This window comes from Streptomyces sp. LaBMicrA B280 (genome assembly GCF_049222185.1).
Taxonomy (GTDB): domain Bacteria; phylum Actinomycetota; class Actinomycetes; order Streptomycetales; family Streptomycetaceae; genus Streptomyces; species Streptomyces murinus.
This window is the reverse complement of record NZ_JBMJCT010000012.1, coordinates 19,705-34,892: the sequence shown is the minus strand read 5'-3', so window position 1 is coordinate 34,892 and position 15,188 is coordinate 19,705. Positions and strand designations below refer to the sequence as shown.

At 69.4% G+C, this 15,188-nt stretch carries 16 protein-coding genes and 1 pseudogene; 11 read left to right on the top strand and 6 right to left on the bottom strand.

The window, feature by feature from the left end:
• Positions 1-155: 155 nt before the first annotated feature.
• Positions 156-1,547 carry a sporulation protein gene (locus ACLF5H_RS12985; RefSeq protein ID WP_421676215.1) on the top strand — a complete coding sequence of 464 codons (1,392 nt, stop codon included), beginning with the start codon at positions 156-158 and terminating at the stop codon, positions 1,545-1,547.
• Positions 1,548-1,698: 151 nt separating this feature from the next.
• On the opposite strand, the gene ACLF5H_RS12980 is transcribed toward ACLF5H_RS12985, so the two are convergent.
• Genes ACLF5H_RS12980 through ACLF5H_RS12965 form a run of 4 tightly spaced genes read right to left on the bottom strand, consistent with a single transcriptional unit; the run spans position 1,699 to position 5,006 of the window.
• Positions 1,699-2,859, bottom strand: a complete 1,161-nt coding sequence (locus ACLF5H_RS12980) for a cysteine desulfurase family protein (protein WP_421676214.1) — start codon at positions 2,857-2,859, stop codon at positions 1,699-1,701.
• Complete coding sequence (locus ACLF5H_RS12975) at positions 2,856-3,800, bottom strand: hypothetical protein (RefSeq protein ID WP_421676213.1); 945 nt, start codon at positions 3,798-3,800, stop codon at positions 2,856-2,858. The genes ACLF5H_RS12980 and ACLF5H_RS12975 overlap by 4 nt, the downstream gene beginning before the upstream one ends.
• 22 nt (positions 3,801-3,822) lie before the next feature.
• Complete coding sequence (locus ACLF5H_RS12970) at positions 3,823-4,443, bottom strand: hypothetical protein (RefSeq protein WP_421676212.1); 621 nt, start codon at positions 4,441-4,443, stop codon at positions 3,823-3,825.
• A gap of 5 nt (positions 4,444-4,448) precedes the next feature.
• Positions 4,449-5,006 (bottom strand): dCTP deaminase, encoded by a 558-nt coding sequence (locus ACLF5H_RS12965; protein ID WP_421676211.1) that lies wholly within the window; start codon positions 5,004-5,006, stop codon positions 4,449-4,451.
• Positions 5,007-5,297: 291 nt separating this feature from the next.
• Here ACLF5H_RS12965 and ACLF5H_RS12960 point away from each other — a divergent pair, with 291 nt between their 5' ends.
• Positions 5,298-6,284: a LysR family transcriptional regulator gene (locus ACLF5H_RS12960; RefSeq protein ID WP_421676210.1), complete on the top strand. Its 987-nt coding sequence runs from the start codon at positions 5,298-5,300 to the stop codon at positions 6,282-6,284.
• A 21-nt stretch (positions 6,285-6,305) separates the two neighbouring features.
• Positions 6,306-7,637 (top strand): methyltransferase domain-containing protein, encoded by a 1,332-nt coding sequence (locus tag ACLF5H_RS12955; RefSeq protein ID WP_421676209.1) that lies wholly within the window; start codon positions 6,306-6,308, stop codon positions 7,635-7,637.
• Between the two features lie 36 nt (positions 7,638-7,673).
• Here ACLF5H_RS12955 and ACLF5H_RS12950 read toward each other — a convergent pair whose 3' ends face one another.
• Together ACLF5H_RS12950 and ACLF5H_RS12945 are read right to left on the bottom strand one after the other, a co-directional pair.
• Positions 7,674-8,000, bottom strand: coding sequence for a nucleoside triphosphate pyrophosphohydrolase (locus tag ACLF5H_RS12950; protein ID WP_421676208.1), 327 nt, complete (start codon positions 7,998-8,000; stop codon positions 7,674-7,676).
• Positions 8,001-8,128: 128 nt separating this feature from the next.
• Positions 8,129-8,578: an ATP-binding protein gene (locus ACLF5H_RS12945; RefSeq protein WP_421676207.1), complete on the bottom strand. Its 450-nt coding sequence runs from the start codon at positions 8,576-8,578 to the stop codon at positions 8,129-8,131.
• Between the two features lie 160 nt (positions 8,579-8,738).
• Here ACLF5H_RS12945 and ACLF5H_RS12940 point away from each other — a divergent pair, with 160 nt between their 5' ends.
• From ACLF5H_RS12940 to ACLF5H_RS12905, 8 genes and pseudogenes are all read left to right on the top strand, one after another.
• Entirely contained in the window at positions 8,739-9,572 is an 834-nt protein-coding gene (locus ACLF5H_RS12940; protein WP_421676206.1) for a DUF5753 domain-containing protein, read from the top strand.
• Positions 9,569-9,745 carry a DUF397 domain-containing protein gene (locus tag ACLF5H_RS12935; protein WP_421676205.1) on the top strand — a complete coding sequence of 59 codons (177 nt, stop codon included), beginning with the start codon at positions 9,569-9,571 and terminating at the stop codon, positions 9,743-9,745. The genes ACLF5H_RS12940 and ACLF5H_RS12935 overlap by 4 nt, the downstream gene beginning before the upstream one ends.
• Positions 9,746-9,761: 16 nt before the next feature.
• On the top strand, positions 9,762-10,004 hold the full coding sequence (locus ACLF5H_RS12930) for a DUF397 domain-containing protein (protein ID WP_421676204.1): 243 nt from the start codon (positions 9,762-9,764) through the stop codon (positions 10,002-10,004).
• Between the two features lie 29 nt (positions 10,005-10,033).
• A pseudogene (locus ACLF5H_RS12925) lies at positions 10,034-10,267 on the top strand (helix-turn-helix domain-containing protein); the annotation flags it as partial.
• 162 nt (positions 10,268-10,429) lie between these two features.
• Complete coding sequence (locus ACLF5H_RS12920) at positions 10,430-11,428, top strand: hypothetical protein (RefSeq protein ID WP_421676335.1); 999 nt, start codon at positions 10,430-10,432, stop codon at positions 11,426-11,428.
• On the top strand, positions 11,425-12,054 hold the full coding sequence (locus ACLF5H_RS12915; protein ID WP_421676203.1) for an HAD-IA family hydrolase: 630 nt from the start codon (positions 11,425-11,427) through the stop codon (positions 12,052-12,054). The genes ACLF5H_RS12920 and ACLF5H_RS12915 overlap by 4 nt, the downstream gene beginning before the upstream one ends.
• A 130-nt stretch (positions 12,055-12,184) precedes the next feature.
• Positions 12,185-14,107 carry a nucleotidyltransferase domain-containing protein gene (locus tag ACLF5H_RS12910; protein WP_421676202.1) on the top strand — a complete coding sequence of 641 codons (1,923 nt, stop codon included), beginning with the start codon at positions 12,185-12,187 and terminating at the stop codon, positions 14,105-14,107.
• Entirely contained in the window at positions 14,104-15,186 is a 1,083-nt protein-coding gene (locus ACLF5H_RS12905) for a hypothetical protein (RefSeq protein ID WP_421676201.1), read from the top strand. The genes ACLF5H_RS12910 and ACLF5H_RS12905 overlap by 4 nt, the downstream gene beginning before the upstream one ends.
• Positions 15,187-15,188 lie beyond the last annotated feature (2 nt).

The following is a 15,188-nucleotide window of genomic DNA, read 5'->3' as shown; positions in this document are numbered from 1 at the left end:
CACCCGTCGGCCGGGGCGGCCGGGAGGGCTCGCAAGGGGGCTCACAACTCGCGGATCCGATTCACCGCGAGCCCGCGGGGCAATACCCTCGGTGGCCCGATGCGGGGGCGCCGCGTATGCGCTTCCGTACGCAGCGAAGGTCAAGGGAGCAGGTCGTGGCATCGACCGTCCGCCGGACACGGCCGCCGAACGCGGATCTGGCCCGGCTCATTGAGGCCAGCGGAGCCAGCAACAAGTCTCTTGCTCTACGCGTCAATCAGCTCGCGCAGGGGACCGGTCTGGCCACGGACTACTCGCACACCTCCGTCGCCAACTGGTGCAGGCGGGGGATGGTCCCGAAGTGGCCGGTGCCTCAGTTGATCGCCGCGGCCCTGGGTGAACGGCTCGGCCGGCCGGTGACACTCGCCGAGATCGGCATGGCCGACGCGGAGACACCGGACGTGCGGGTGGGGTTGGATTTCCCACGGGACCGTGCCGAAGCGGTCCAAGAGGCCACTGCGTTCTGGAGTTCCGTGAACCGCCGAGACTTCCTGGCCGGATCAGGCTTCGCCGCGTCCGCGTTCACCACCCCCGTGACCCGCTGGCTGGTCACCCCCGTCGACGGCTCCGCCGATCACCGGGGCGGCCGACAGGTCGGCCAGGCCGACCTCGCCGAACTCCGGGACGCGGCCGAGGAGGCCCGGCGCTGGGACTCCAAGTACGGCGGCGGGAGCTGGAAGGCCGACTCCGTCACCGTCTGCCTCCAAGAGCGGGCCGCCCCGCTGCTGCGGGGTTCCTTCACCGATGCCGTCGGCCGTGAACTGTTTTCCGTCACCGCCGAACTGTCGCGCCTGGCCGGCTGGACCGCGTTCGACGTCGGCCGACACGACGTCGCCCAGCGGCACTTCATCCAGGCCCTCCGCCTGGCCCGCGCGGGCGGGGACGTCCAGCTCGGCTGCTATGTGCTGACCACGATGGCCATGCAGTCCCTGATGAGGGGCTTCGTCAGTGAGGCGATCGACATGGCGCAGGGCGCCTTCGAGCGGGCCAAAGGGCAGGCCGCGCCGAGAGTTCTGGCCTTCACCAAGCTGATCGAGGCCCGCGCCCACGCCCGCGACGGCGCCGTCAGGGCCGCCTCGCGCGTCCTCGCGGCATCCGAGGATCTCCTGGGCCGGGCCGATGCCGCGGGCGGACCGGAGCCCGCGTGGATCGACTTCTACCGCCATGCCCGCCTCTCCGCTGACGCCACGGAGGTCTTCCGGGACCTGAAGATCCCCAAAGCCGCTCTCGCCTGGGACCGGCAGGCCGCCGCCATGCCGTCCGGCGTGTTCACCCGCTCGGTCGGAATGCGCCTCGCGATCGTCGGGACCGCCCACCTCCAGGCCCGCGATCTCGACCACGGCCTCGCACTGGGCAACCGGTCCGTCGACATCCTGGCCCGGGTCCGGTCCTCCCGGGCCAAGGACTACGTCCGCGAGTTCAACACCGCGCTCGCACCCTGGCGGCGCGAATCGTCCGTCCGCGACTTCCTCGACCGCACCCACGCCGAGCTCGGCATCGCTTCCTGATCACACCGTTCCGGACGATCCGAGCGGAGCGAACGCGTACTCCGCCCGCACCGTCTTGCACGGGCCGGCGCACGTCGGACACGTCCAGGAATCGGACGAGGTCGGGCCACTGGCCTCGTACTCGCCCCTGGTCCGCTCTCTCCGGGAGTGATCAGACCGTAGAAGGCGTCGGTGCCAAGGCGTGTGCGGTGCGGATGACGAGACGGGCGGCCTGGTCTACGTCGGTGGCAGTCGTGGTGCGGCCGAGGCTGAACCGGAGGGTCGCGCGGGCCTGCGCGCGGGTGAGGCCGATCGCGGTCAGGACGTGGGATGGCTCACCACTTCCGGTGTTGCAGGCAGATCCTGTGGACGCGGCTATACCGGGGAGGCGTTCGAGAAGGTCGGCGGCCTCGATGCCGGGGAAGGTGAGGCTGAGGTTCCCGGGCAGTCGCCGGTCTGGGTGCCCGTTGACGCGTGCGCCGGGGATCGCCGACAGAAGGCGGTCCTGCAGCCGGTCACGCAGTGCGCGGATGCACGTCGGAGGTGGCACGGCATCGGTCGTGATGAGGTGAGCCGCGGCGCCGAAGCCCACGATCGCGGGGACATTGGGAGTTCCTGCCCGCAGTCCGCGTTCTTGTCCGCCGCCGGTCTGCTGAGCGGTGATCCGGAGACCGCCGCGGACGTAGAGAGCACCGATGCCCTTGGGGCCGTGGAGCTTGTGGGCGGACAACGAGGCCAGGTCGACACCGAGTTCCCTGACGTCCAACAGGCCGTAGCCGGCGCTCTGGGCAGCATCGGTGTGCAGCACGATGCCGCGCGAGGCGGTGATCTCCGCAACAGCCGCGAGGCGTTGGAGCGTACCGATCTCGTTGTTGGCATGCATCACCGAGACCAGCACCGTGTGCGGGGTGAGGGCCGCGGCGATGTCGGCGGGGTGGACCCGGCCGTGCCGGTCTACGCCGACGCGGGTGAGGGTGTAACCGTGGTGGTCGACGAGCCGTCGGCAGGCGGCGAGGACGGCCTTGTGCTCGATCGCGGTGGTGACGAGGTGGCCGCCGTGCGGGCGGGCAGCCAGGGAGGCACCCACGATCGCGAGGTGGTCGGCCTCGGTGGCACCGGAGGTGAATACGATCTCCAGATCGCTCTTGGCGCCGACCAGCTCGACGACGCGGCGGCGGGCAGTACGAACGGCGCCTGCCGCCGCCCTCCCATAGGCATGCGGGCTGGAGGGATTGCCGTACTCGCTCGTGAGAAACGGCAGCATCTCGTGGAGCACGCGTTCGTCAAGTGGCGTGGTGGCCTGGTGGTCGAGGTAGATCGGTCCGGTGGTCATGCAGCCCGTTCCTGATGGTTGGCGGCGGCGGGTGCGGCCGTGGCGTACTTACGTTCTCCGTCGACCAGGTCCCAGTAGACGGTGCGATGGTCGTCGAAGACGGAGAACGCCGTGGCCAGGCAATGCCAGTTCCGGTTCGGCTGGGCCAAGGCCATGAAGAAGGCGTCCTCGAACAGTCGCCGGGCGCGTCGGGCCACGGCCTCACGGGTCGGCTGCGGAGTGAACAGCTGAAGAAAGCCGTGCTCCCGCAGCCACGCCTCGGCGTGATCGGCGCCCGCGGTGCCGTGCAAGTGACCGCCATCGGTGAGGGTCTGGGTGGCCAGCCGCTCCAGGCGGCGCCGGCGCCGGGCCTCCTCACCGCCGGGACACAGATCGCCGGTGATCTGCCACTCGTTCCAGCGGGGAGGCTGGTAGCGGCCCCAGTCGATGTCTTCGAGGTGGACGGTGACCTGTGGCGGGATCTGGCCACGGGTCAGGTCCGCGACGTCATAGCCGGGGCCGAGGGCCTCCAGCGTGAGATGACCGGGCTGTCCCGGCCCCGGACGGTCCATCCGCATCAGCACCGTGAGGCGGTTGGTAAAACGGTTCGTGGGCTCGACGAGGATCACGGCCCGCCCGTCGGCCAGCAGCCCGGCCGCGCGTGGCGGTATCGCCTCGACCGGAAAGGTGTTGCCGCCACGGTAGTACTGCTTCTTCTCCACTCCGCCGTCGGAGCGGATCATCAGGTTCCCGCTGCCGGTCGCGGCGGCGAGGGCGTGGGCGGCGGTGCGGACCACGGCTGTGCTGTGACCGGGCTCGATGAGACAAGCGTCGAGGACAGGCAGTTTCAGTGCGTGCAGCAGGGCCATGGTCTGCCATTTCGGCCAGCGCCGGTCCTTGGCCGCGTCCGCCAGCTCGGCCGCGGTGAGTGCGTGCAGCGGGCGCGGCAGGATTATTGCCATCGCGCGGTTTCCCTCTCCGTCGTCAGGCGGCGTACCCGAAGTACAGGTCTGCGGAGAGCTCAGCGAACGTGCGCTCGCGGTGGGCGGTGAACGGATGGTCACGCCAGTCGAACAGAGCCCCGACACCGAGCTGTTCGGCGCAGACGCGGCGCACGAATTGGCGGGCGAATCCGGCCGAGGGCCAGTAGTAGTGCTCACCAGACCTGGGCGAAAGGTAGAGGTAGGAGCCGTCGGCCGTTGCCGGAAGATCCGACAGCGCGGTGAGCCGACGGCCGGGACCGCCGGTTTTCTCATAAGCGGCGGTGACGGCGTCAGGGTCCCGGACAGGGATCAGGTGCAGATGACAGTGGCTGCAGCAGGAAGCCCCGAGTTCACAGTCGCGTGGGCCGTGTTCTGCCAGAATGACCGGCCCGTAACGGGCCTGGATCAGCGCGCGCATCTGTTCCGCCTCCGAGGCGACCCGATCCAGGCCGCTTGGCGTGATGTCGGCGGCGGCATCCAGGTGCTCCAGAGGCATGAACAGGCAGTAACCCGGGGTGAGGGCACCGACGGTGGGCAGCAGCACCCAGCCGCCGACGGTCTCGGTGATGATCCGTGTCGTGCTCCCCTGTGCGGTGAACTCGGTGCAGAACTGGCAGTCCATCAGGGTCACCTCCGGTTCGGGCCGACAGGGAACTCGTCGGCGTATCGGCTCTTCAGGTCGGCCTCGCGGCCGTAGAACGAGTGGGGCGCGGCATCCTCGGCGTGAAGGCCGTCGAGGGCGAAGAGGAGCAGGCGGGCCAGCGGCATGCCGTGATGCAGTCGCAGCGCAGCGGGTCCGGTGTTGACGAGTTCCAGCGTGAGGTGCCCGTTCCAGCCGGGCAGGACGAACGGACTGGTGACGTGAACAGCCAGACCGACACGGGCCAGGTGGCTCAGCCCGCCGATCATTCCCATGACTCCGGCACCGAGCCGAAGAGGGTCTGCGACCGCTCCCAGCAGTAATTCGCCGGGCATCACGTCATGTGTGTTCCATTCGGTCACCGGCTCGCCATAGAGGTGGTCGATACTGGATTGCTCGGCGAGGTCGATCACCTCGGCGCCGGGCACCACGAGCGGCTGCAGCGGCGAGCCGAGCCTCAGCAACAAGCCGTCGCCGCGAAGTTGGCCGGACCAGACTATTGAGCCCTGATCGATCAAATCGGTGATCGACTCGGCTGAGAGCATGGCTCACCCCCAGGATGTGGACAGTACTGTGGGTTTCGCCCTTCAGGTTCAAGGCGTCTGCTGAAATGTTGCCAGGAACAGTCCGCGATATCCCTATGTCCGATCGGACATTTAAAGGTTTTCTCGGGATGAAATGCGGAGAAGTCCAGTTCCGCTGGCCATGCGGACAATGCAAGCTGGTGGATGCCGCGTCAGAGAGGGGGCGTCATGGTGCCGTCGTTGCCATCCGGTCCGTTGAGAGTGCCGGGGCCGGAGGGGTTCCGTGTCGATCTGCTGGCGTGTTCCCCGCACTTGCTGGATCTGACCTGGGACCAGTTGCGGACGCTTATCGTCGTCCGCGAGACGGGTACCGCGCTGGCTGCGGCGAAGGTTCTTGGACGCGAGCAGTCCAGCGTGCAGAAGCAGTTGGACATCCTCAACCGCAATTTTCAGGCTCTCACCGGAGAGTTACTGGTGGTCAAGCAGGGGCGGGGCAAGGATTTCCTCTTCACGCCCACCGGGCTTGAGGTGGTCGAGCGAGCACGCGCGACCTTCGCCACGTGGCTGCACGGCATCGCCGACTCCCGTCGGCGGCTCGGTTCGACGCTCACCGTGGGGACGACCGAATTCACCCTCGGCTTCCTCGGCCGAGTCTGGGAGCGCGTGGCCCCCCAGTTGCTGGAGCGGGAGATCGAACTGAAGGTCGTGCATGTACGGACCCGCGACTTCTGGAAACGGCTGGACTCCAACCAGGTCGACCTGTTGTGCGGCGGTCTCGCGGCCGACGCGGCGGCCGAGCGGGTAGCACCCGACTACGACTTCCTTGAATGGCACCGCGAGGGACTGGCTCTGCTGACGAACCTGCCGGTGCGCGAACTCGCCGCCAGGACCATCGGCGTCGACCGGCTGCGGACCCTCCCCCTGGTCATCCCCTCCCGCGGAGTGATCACCGACTTCATCGAGCGTTGGTACGGCCCTGACTTTCGCTCTCAGTTGCAGATCACCGCCGAGATCGACGACATCTATTACGGACTCGCTCTGCTGCGGTCCCGCATGACCTATGGATGCATGCTGTGCGCCCGCTCCATCGGCGAGGCCGCCGTCGCCGGACGCCTGCCCACCAGCGAGGACTTCCGCCTCATCGACTTCGCCGACGACTTCGACCCCATGCTCCAGCTGATCTCGGGTGTCTTCGCCCGCAAGGGCGAACGCGAGGCATACGACGCCTCACACCCGCTGAACATCCTGTGGGACGCCTTCCGCGACGAGGCCGCCTCCGGAAGACCCCTGCCACTGTGACCTCAAGGACTCCTCGTGCTGATGGCCTCTGTCAACCTCAACAAACGTCTCGGCTCCCTCGACGCCCGCTCGGGACTCGCCTCCTGGCTGCGCGAACACGGTGTCAAAGCCGTACTCGCCCAGGAACCGTTCAAACCCGCCGACCGGTTGCCGCCCGTACTCCCGGGCTTCGCCTTTGCCGGCGGGGACGGGCACCTGGCCCTCTGGACCAGTGAAGACCTCACCCCTCCGCCCGTGACCTCACCCGACACATGGGTCCAGCGGAGCGAGCTGGATTGGCTGGTCGTCCTCCAAGTTCATCTCGACTCCTACACCGGCGCCTCCCGCACCGCCCAGCTCGCGGAACTGGCCTCGATGGCTGCCGCCGAGGGCGGCCGCCCGCTGCTGGTCTGCGGCGACTTCAACCTTGCCCCCCGGCCCGAGGACGGCCTGTTCGGTGAGGAGATCAGCGACTTCACGACCAAGGTCGAACGGCGCGCGCTACAGCAGTTGATGCAGGGGGCCGGTCTGGTGGACACCACCGCCGGGACCGCGCCCGCCTTCACCTTCGAGCGCGTCCACTTGGGCAGACCCAGCCGCTTCCGCTGCGATCTCGCCCTGCTCAGCGACCATCTGACAGCGACCACCACGGTCACCCCGGACTCGGGGGTACGGACCGGGCCACAGGCGTTCACCGACCACTCCGCGCTGCTGATCGACGTGCCTGTCACGCTCCAGAGCGCAGAGCCTGTGGATGTGCTCTTTCCCATGAGCGAGCTCAGTGGGAAGAGCCCCACGGTCACAGTCAAAAGGGAGTACCAGCCCCATAAGACCGCGATGAACCGGCGCGGACCTTCTCCGGCCTCCCGGGTCGTGACCGCCCATCTGACCGGTCCGCTCGACGTCAAGAGCGTCCTGGATCACGGCTGCGGCCACGGCGCCGACGTCACCCACTACCGTTCATCGGGCCTGGACGCCGAGGGCTTCGACCCGCACGACGGCTTCGGCTGGCCACGCCCCCGACGGGCCGGCTTCGACCTCGTCACCTCGATGTTCGTCCTCAACGTGCTGCCCGACCCCTGGCGACGGATCCAGGCACTCGAAGACGCGGCCTCCTTCGTCCGCCCCGGTGGCCATGTCGTCGTCGTCGCTCGGTCACCCGAGGAGATCACCAAGGCTGCCGCAGACGGCGGCTGGACACCTCACCACGACGGCTTCTGGTCCAGCCTGAGCAAGGGAACCTTCCAGCGTGGCATCGCCCCGGACGAGATCATCGCCCTCGCCCGCCGGGCCGGCCTCGTCCCCACTGTCGAGGCCCCCCAGCTGCCGCTGCCCGGCGTCTGCCATGCCGTACTGACCAAGCCCGAGACCTGAGGTCCTGTGCGGCTCGGCAGTCCAGGCAACCTCCGGTCAGCGGTTGCCCGTCCAGATGATCCGGTCGGAGAAGTCACCGCGCTCGGCTGCCTTCGCCGCGCGGATCTTCTCCAGCTGCTCCTCGTCGACTCCCAGGTCCGCGGCGAGGGCGTGGACAACCTCCAGCACGTCCGCCAGCTCCTCAGGCGCCGCATCGTCGTCCGCCGCGAGGAACTCGGCGACCTCCTCGCCGAGTTTGTCCCGCAGGCTTTGGCGATACTCGCCCCGCCCCGCGGTATGGACGGCCGGTTCGGCCCCGCCGTCGCGGATGATCTGCGGAATCCGGTTCCGCACCAACTTCCCTGGCTTGCTGTAGGAGTTCACCTGTGCCCTCCCTCGCATGTCCATGAGGCGAGCGCCGAATGCCGCCCCTTCATGCCGCCGCAGCCTAGGGAATCCGTCTCACGACTGGCTATGTGCCCCTTGGATCGCACCCGTTCGGACGCTTCTTCTCACCGTGACGGGTGGACTGCGGGCCCGAGCGGAGCGAACGCGTACTCCGCCCACACCGTCTTGCACGGCACCGGGCCCTGGCGGACGCCCCAGCGGGTGGACAGGGTGTCGACCAGGAGGAGGCCGTAGCCGGATTCGGCGGGGGTGGGGTTGCGGACCGGGAGGGATTCCGCGCGGGTGTCCGTGACCTCGATGCGCAGGAGGCCCGGGGCCGGTACCGCCAGGGTCAGGCGGAAGCTGCGGCCCGGGACCCTGCCGTGCAGCACGGCGTTCGTCGCCAGCTCGGCCACGATCAGCCGTGCCGGGTCCAACGGGACGCCCCATGAGTCCAGTTGCTCGACCGCGAGCAGCCTCGCCAGGCGGGCGCCCCTGCGGGTGGCCGACAGCGGTACGGAGAACTGGCGCGGCGGCTTCAGCGCCGGGGCGGTCTGCTGAGATTCCTGATTCACATCACGCAGCGTGGCCGCGCCTGCGTAGCCTGTGAATATCGGTGGCCCGTGCGACCAGTGCCTGTCCGTGAGCCGTCCGGATCCGTCCGGGCTGTACGACGTGACCGGCGACCCACGTCCACGGTTGGGCCCGGCAGTTGGCGACGGGAGGGCGGCGGACGTGAGCGACTGGGACGCGGAACTGGAGGACGAGGAGGCCGGGGCCGTCATTCGCACGGTGGCCCGGCAACTCAAGCTGTGGCGCGAGGCGGCGGGCCTCACCCAGACCGAGTTCGGCCTGCGGATCGGGTACGGGGAGGAACTCGTCTCCTCGGTCGAACGGAGGCGGCGGATCCCACGCCCCGAGTATCTCGACGCGGCGGACGAGGCGCTGGACGCCAAGGGCAAGATCTCCGCGCTGAAGACGGACCTGGAGGAGGTCCGGTACCCGAAGAAGGTACGGGACCTGAAGAAACTTGAGGCGGAGTCGACCGAGCTGTGTGCCTACAACAACTCTGTAGTGCATGGGTTGTTGCAGACCGAGGAGTACGCACGGGTCGGTCTGCAGGCACGTCGGCCGGTATTCACGCAGGAGGAGCTGGAGCAGCGCATCGTCGCCCGACTGGCCCGGCAGGCGATCATCAACGAGACGTCGCCGTGGCCTGCCTTCAGCTTCGTGCAATGTGAGTCGACGCTTCGTCGGCCCATCGGGGGCAGGATGGTCATGCGCAGACAGCTCGAACGGCTTTTGGAAGTGGCCAAGTTGCCCAACGTCGACCTACAAGTACTTCCCCTGAGCCTGGAGGAGAACTCAGGCCTCGGCGGGTCGTTCAGGCTGCTCAGGCTCAACGACGGCACCACGGTCGGCCATGTCGAAGTGCAGGACCTCAGCCGGGTGATCACCAACCCGAAAGAGGTGCAGTTCCTAGAGATGCGCTATGGAATCATCCGGGCACAGGCTCTCAGCCCCCGAAAGTCGTCGGCCCTCATCGAGAAAGTGCTTGGAGAGACATGAAGCTGGAGTGGATAAAGAGCAGTTACAGCACGCCGGAAGGACCGGACTGCGTCGAAGTAGCTGCCGTTCCCGAGCAGATCCTCGTCCGCGACTCCAAGAGCCCCACCGGCCCCCGCCTCGCCCTCTCCCCCACCACCTGGGCGAGCTTCCTGCCGTACGCGTCGAAACACTGAACCCACAGGGAGCGGCATGGACCCCGAGCCGAAGTGGATGAAGAGTAGTTACAGCACGCCCGAAGGGCCGGACTGCGTCGAGGTCGCGACGGAGTGGGTCAAGAGCAGCTACAGCTCGTCCGACGGCCCCTCCTGCGTCGAGGTGGCCACCATCCCTGACCACATCCTCGTCCGCGACTCCAAGAACCCCACCGGCCCCCGCCTCGCCCTCACCCCCACCACCTGGGCAAGCTTCCTGCCGTACGCGTCGCAGCGCTGACGGCGTGAACTGCCGTGGCCCGCACCCGAATGCGCGTGTGCGGGCCACAACCACTCGGCAATCGGTACGGTGGTCCGGTGGCTGACATCGACAAGGTGGTCGGCGTGCGGGTCGCAAGGGCCCGGCGTCGCAAGGGCTGGCCGCAGAAGACGCTCGCCGACTTCATGGGACTGTCGGAGTCGTGGGTGTCGCAGGTGGAGCGCGGGGTCCGACCGCTCGACAGTGTTGATACGGCCGAGCGGCTGGCCCGTCTCCTGGGGGTGGCGGCCCCTCACCTGCTGGCCGTCGACGTTCGGTTCCCGGACTGGGGAGCCGACGACCGGTCGTCAAGCCCACACCGGTCTTCCCCGTCGACACCACGCGCGGCTCAGCCCGACGTGGAAGGTCCCGGAAGCGTGCTTCGGCGTTCCTTCACACTCGGTGCGATGGCCGGCCTGACCGCCGCCGTCACCGGCCTGTCCGCCAACGCCCAGGCCGAGCCCGCTCGATCCTCTCGCGGTGCCGTCGATACCCAGACCGTCACCGAACTGCGAGCGATGGGCGACAGCTACCGGCGCTCGTACAAGTCCCTTCCAGCCGCGACGCTCGCCCCGATCGCCCGTGACCACATCGACCTGGTGATGTCGCTGCGACCGAAGGACCAGCCCGCCGGACCAAGGGCCTCCCTGCTCGCGCACATGGCGGAGATGGCCGCGCTGGTGGCCTGCCTGCTGTCGCTCGACCTCGGGGACGATGAACAGGCAGGCGTGTTCATGGACTTCGGCTATGCGGTGGCCAAGGAGATCGACAGCCCGGAGATCAGCGCGCTGATCCTCGGCGGCCGGGCGTTCAGCGCCTCGTACAACGGCGATCCGGACAGCGGCCTGGACTTCGCGCTCGCCGCCGTGGACGCCGCCGAGCGCGGTGCGTCGAAGCGGATGCAGGCGTGGACCAACGCCGTCGCCTCCGAGATGTTCGCCTCCGCCGGAGACGAACACGGCTTCCGCACCAGCCTGGACCGGGCCCGCACGCTGCTGTCCGGGACGATGGACGACGAGCGGTGGGGCGGGATCGCTTGGTTCGACCTGTCGAAGGCGACCGCCTACGAGGGCAGCGACCTGGTACGCCTTCGCCGCTACGACGAGGCGATGCCGTCCCTGGACCAGGCGATCGACCGGCTGCCGGGCGAGATGGTCCGCCACCGGTGCAGCGCGTTCATCTCCCGCGCCGAAGCCCACGCCGGGGCCGGGAACACCGACCAGGCGTGCGGGGACGCCCACCATGCCCTGGTGCTGGTCGGTCAGGTCCAGCACCGCGAGACCCTGCGGCGCGTCTCCGAGCTGTACCGGGTGGTGCGGGCGAAGAATTCGGCAGAGACCCGCAGCCTGGGCGAACACCTGATCGAGACCCGTACGATGCTCAAGACCGCCAGGAGTGCAACATGACCCAGCGCACGGGCCTGATCCTCGACTTCGGCGGGGTACTGACGACCAGCGTCGCCGCCTGTGCGTCCGGATTCGACCGCCGGGCGGGCTTCTGTGACGGGACCTTCCTCTCCGTCATCGCCAAGGACCCCGAGGGCGTAAGGCTGTACGCCGACCTGGAGCGCGGAGCGATCAGCCAGGAGGAGTGGAACGAGCGCACGGCCGCGCTCCTGGGCATCGACGGGGACAACCTGCTCGGCCGGGTGCTGGAGGACCTCCATCCGGCGCCCGAGATGATCGCCGCCGTGGCCGCGGCACGTGCGGCCGGTGTGAAAACGGGGATCTTCTCCAACAGCCTCGGCTCCGGGCCGTACGACATCTACGGCGGCTACGACCTCGACACGCACCACGACGTGGTGCTGATCTCCGAGTCCCACAAGATGCGCAAGCCCGACCCCGAGCTGTACACGATCATGCTGGGGCTGATGGAACTGCCCGGCGAGGCCTGCGTGTTCGTGGACGACACCGCCCGCAACCTGCCTCCGGCGGAAGAACTCGGCATCGCCACGGTGCTGGCCACCGACTCCGTCAGCACGATCACGCAGGTGGAAGCCCTGCTCGGCCTCTCTCTGCGCCCGGAGGTCTAGACCCACCCGCACGCTGAGTGCGGCCTCGCACCCGGCGTGCGGCCCGCTGTCCCGCCGTAACGGCACTTTGGTGTTCCGGCCGATGGGCCGTCCCTCCAGTTCCTCGCCTTCGCGCACCCCGGAGAACACCGTGTCGCTCGTTTCCGAGAACACCACCATGCCGGTCCGCCCCGTCACGATCGCGTTGAGCGGTCCCGACAACGTCGGCAAGACCAAGCAGATCGGCATCCTGGCCCGCCGCCTGGGCCCCGCCGCCCGCGCCACCGGGCCGCTGGACTCCTACGACCCGCGCTGGGACAGCATCAAGGCCATGGGCATGGGCGCCTGGTGGTTCGAACGCGGCCCCATCGAGGAGGTCGCCGATGTGCTGGCCGGCTCCTACCTGGAACGCTCCCGCCGACTGACCGACGAGCCCGTGCGGCTGATGTACCGGGGCATCCCGATGCTGGAAGCCTCACTCGCGGCCACCGTCGCCGTACGCGAACGGCTCACCCCGGACGAGGCCGCCGACCGGGGCCGCACACTGCTGGAGCCCTACGCCGATGAACTGCGAACGGCCGAGGCCGCCGAGCACGGCATCGTGCTCCTGCACGACGAGGACCCGGTGACCGGTACCGCCCGGGGGCTCTCCCACGAGCGGCACGTCACCCCTGCCTACGTGGACTACCAGCGCCACCTGCATCTCCAGACGCACCGTCTGGTCCACGAAGGCCGCTGGGCCCACACCGTCGTGGTCGGCGAGCGCGGGGTGCTCGCGGTCCAGGACGAGATCCGCCGCCTCTTGCACCCGCTGAGCCCGCACATGCCGCCGCGTGCCCTCTCCGGCGTCCAGGTGATCGCGTTGGGCGGCCTGTCGGAGAGCGGCAAGAGCACGGCCGGCGAGTACCTGCGGGAGCGGCACGGACACGCCCGCCTCAAGATCGGGTACCTGCTGGAGGACGCCGCCCGCCGGGCCGGAGTCGCCGATCCGTACGAGATCCCTGCCGTGGTCCGGGCGGAACTGCTGGTCGACGCCCTTGACCGGTTCTGCGCGGCCCACCACTTCCTGGACCGGGTGACCATCGAGTCCTTGCACGAGTACGACATGGCCGCCGAGCTGCGGCGGATGCTCGGCGACCAACTGATCGTCGCGTACCTCGACGCCACCCCCGAGGCCCGGGGCGAGCGCGGCACCGCAGGCCCCGGCGACGTGTCCGAGCGCGACACGGTGAAGGCCGCGCGCGGTGCCGACCGGATCGCCGGACTCGCCCACGAGGTGATCGACAACAACGGCAACCGGCTCCGCCTGGAGCGGCGGCTCGACGCCATCGCCCTGGCCGACCGGTGGCCGCTGCGGGAGCCGGTCTGCGTGCCGGTCAACACGCTGGGGCTCCCGGTGCACCTGGAGTCGTACCTGTCCGAGCTGCTGGACCGCACCACCGTCCGGCAGCCGCCCGTGATCGACCTGCTGGCGGTCACGGGCAGCGGGGCGCGGGGCAAGTACCAGCACGGCTGGTCCGATCTGGACGTGTTCGTGATCGCCGAACAGGACGGCATCGGCGGGCTCCGCCAGGCTCTCGGCGCTCTCGAAACCGGACTCGGCGGTGTCAAGCTCGGCCTGACCGTCCTGACCCGGGACGAATGCCGCGCCGCGGCGGTCACCTCGCGTCTGCTGCACGTCCTGAGGCTGATCGGTTCCGGCGCCCTGGTGCCGCTGTGGTGCCGTCCCGGACTGACGCTGCCCGTCCCGGACCTGGCCACGGACGTGACGGCCAGTGTCAGAGCCGGTGTGCAGGCCGCCATCGAGATCCGCCGCCAGCTCCTCAAGAGCGCCCCCGACCTCCGGGCCCTCTTCAAGATCACCGCTCTGCTGGCCAAGGTCATGCTCCGCTTCGAGGACGTCGAGTGCGCCGCCGACGACGATGCCCTCGCCGTCTTCCTCGCCCGTGATCCGGCGGCCGACACCTGTCTGCCGCGCCAGGCCCGTCACAGCCGGGCGAAGGCGATCGAGCTGGCCGACCTCGTCCTCGGACACTGGCTGTCCACCGTCGCCCACCCGGCCCCGGCCCGATGAGCGCCCCCGCCGCCGCGCCGCCGGCCTTCCGCAAGTTCCTCGATCCCGTGGCCGCCGACGCCGAGGTGACGGGCTGGCGGGCCGTCTCCCGCGTCCTGCCGGTGCCCCGCCTGCTGGGCCGCTCCACCACCGAGGGGCGGCATGTCGTCTCCTACGAGGACGTGCTGGCCGGGGGCCGGTGCGGCATGCTTCTGGGCGACGTCATCGCCACCGCCGATCGCGAGCCGGACGTCGTACCCCGGGTGACCGCGCTGATCGACGCCGTCTGCGACAGCTGGCTGACCGCCGTCGCCGCCGACGGCCGGACCGCGCCGCTGACGGCCTGCGTGCCCGGCCTCCACCTCGACCGGATCCGCCCCGGCGGTCGGATCGACGCCTGGTGCCTGTCCGGTCGCCTCGCCGTCCCCGCCGCGGTCACCGGCCGACCGCTACCGGTGCTCGCCCTCACCGGCCACCTCTTCGTCGTCAACGGCATCCCCCTGCGGCTCGACCTGCCCGCCGCGGTGACAGAGACCCGCGACGGCCTCAGCCCGGATCACACCTTCACCACCGCCATCACCCAGGGCGACCCCACCGAGCCGAACATCGCCGACCCGTTGTGCTGGCTCGACTTCGAGTACGCCGGACGCAACACGATCGCCGGGGAGATCGCCGTCCTGCTCTGGTACTTGCTGGGCATGGGCGGCTGGCTGGTCCCGCGCTACCAGCCCGAGGTGTACGCCCGCACGCTGCCGCTGCACCTGCCGCAGGTCGCCGCCCCTCACCTCGAACACGTCGAGTACGACGAGCGGCACCGGCGACTCGAAGTGCGCTACACCTGGCCCGCGGGCCCCGGCCGCCGAGCGGCGATCACCCGCCTGCTGGAGCGTGCCCGTTCCGATCTCGCGGTGGCCGCCGGTCTGGACGCAGTCCGTTTCCTCGCCGAGCTGCGCCACTTCCTGACGCTGCGAATCCTCGGCGTGATCCCGCCCGACCGGCTCACCGGCGACGACCTTCTCCTGCTGCTGGCCAAGCTCGCCGAGGCCCGGCACCCCGAGGCCGTCGGCGAGACATTCACCCGCACCCAGCCGCCGACCTGACG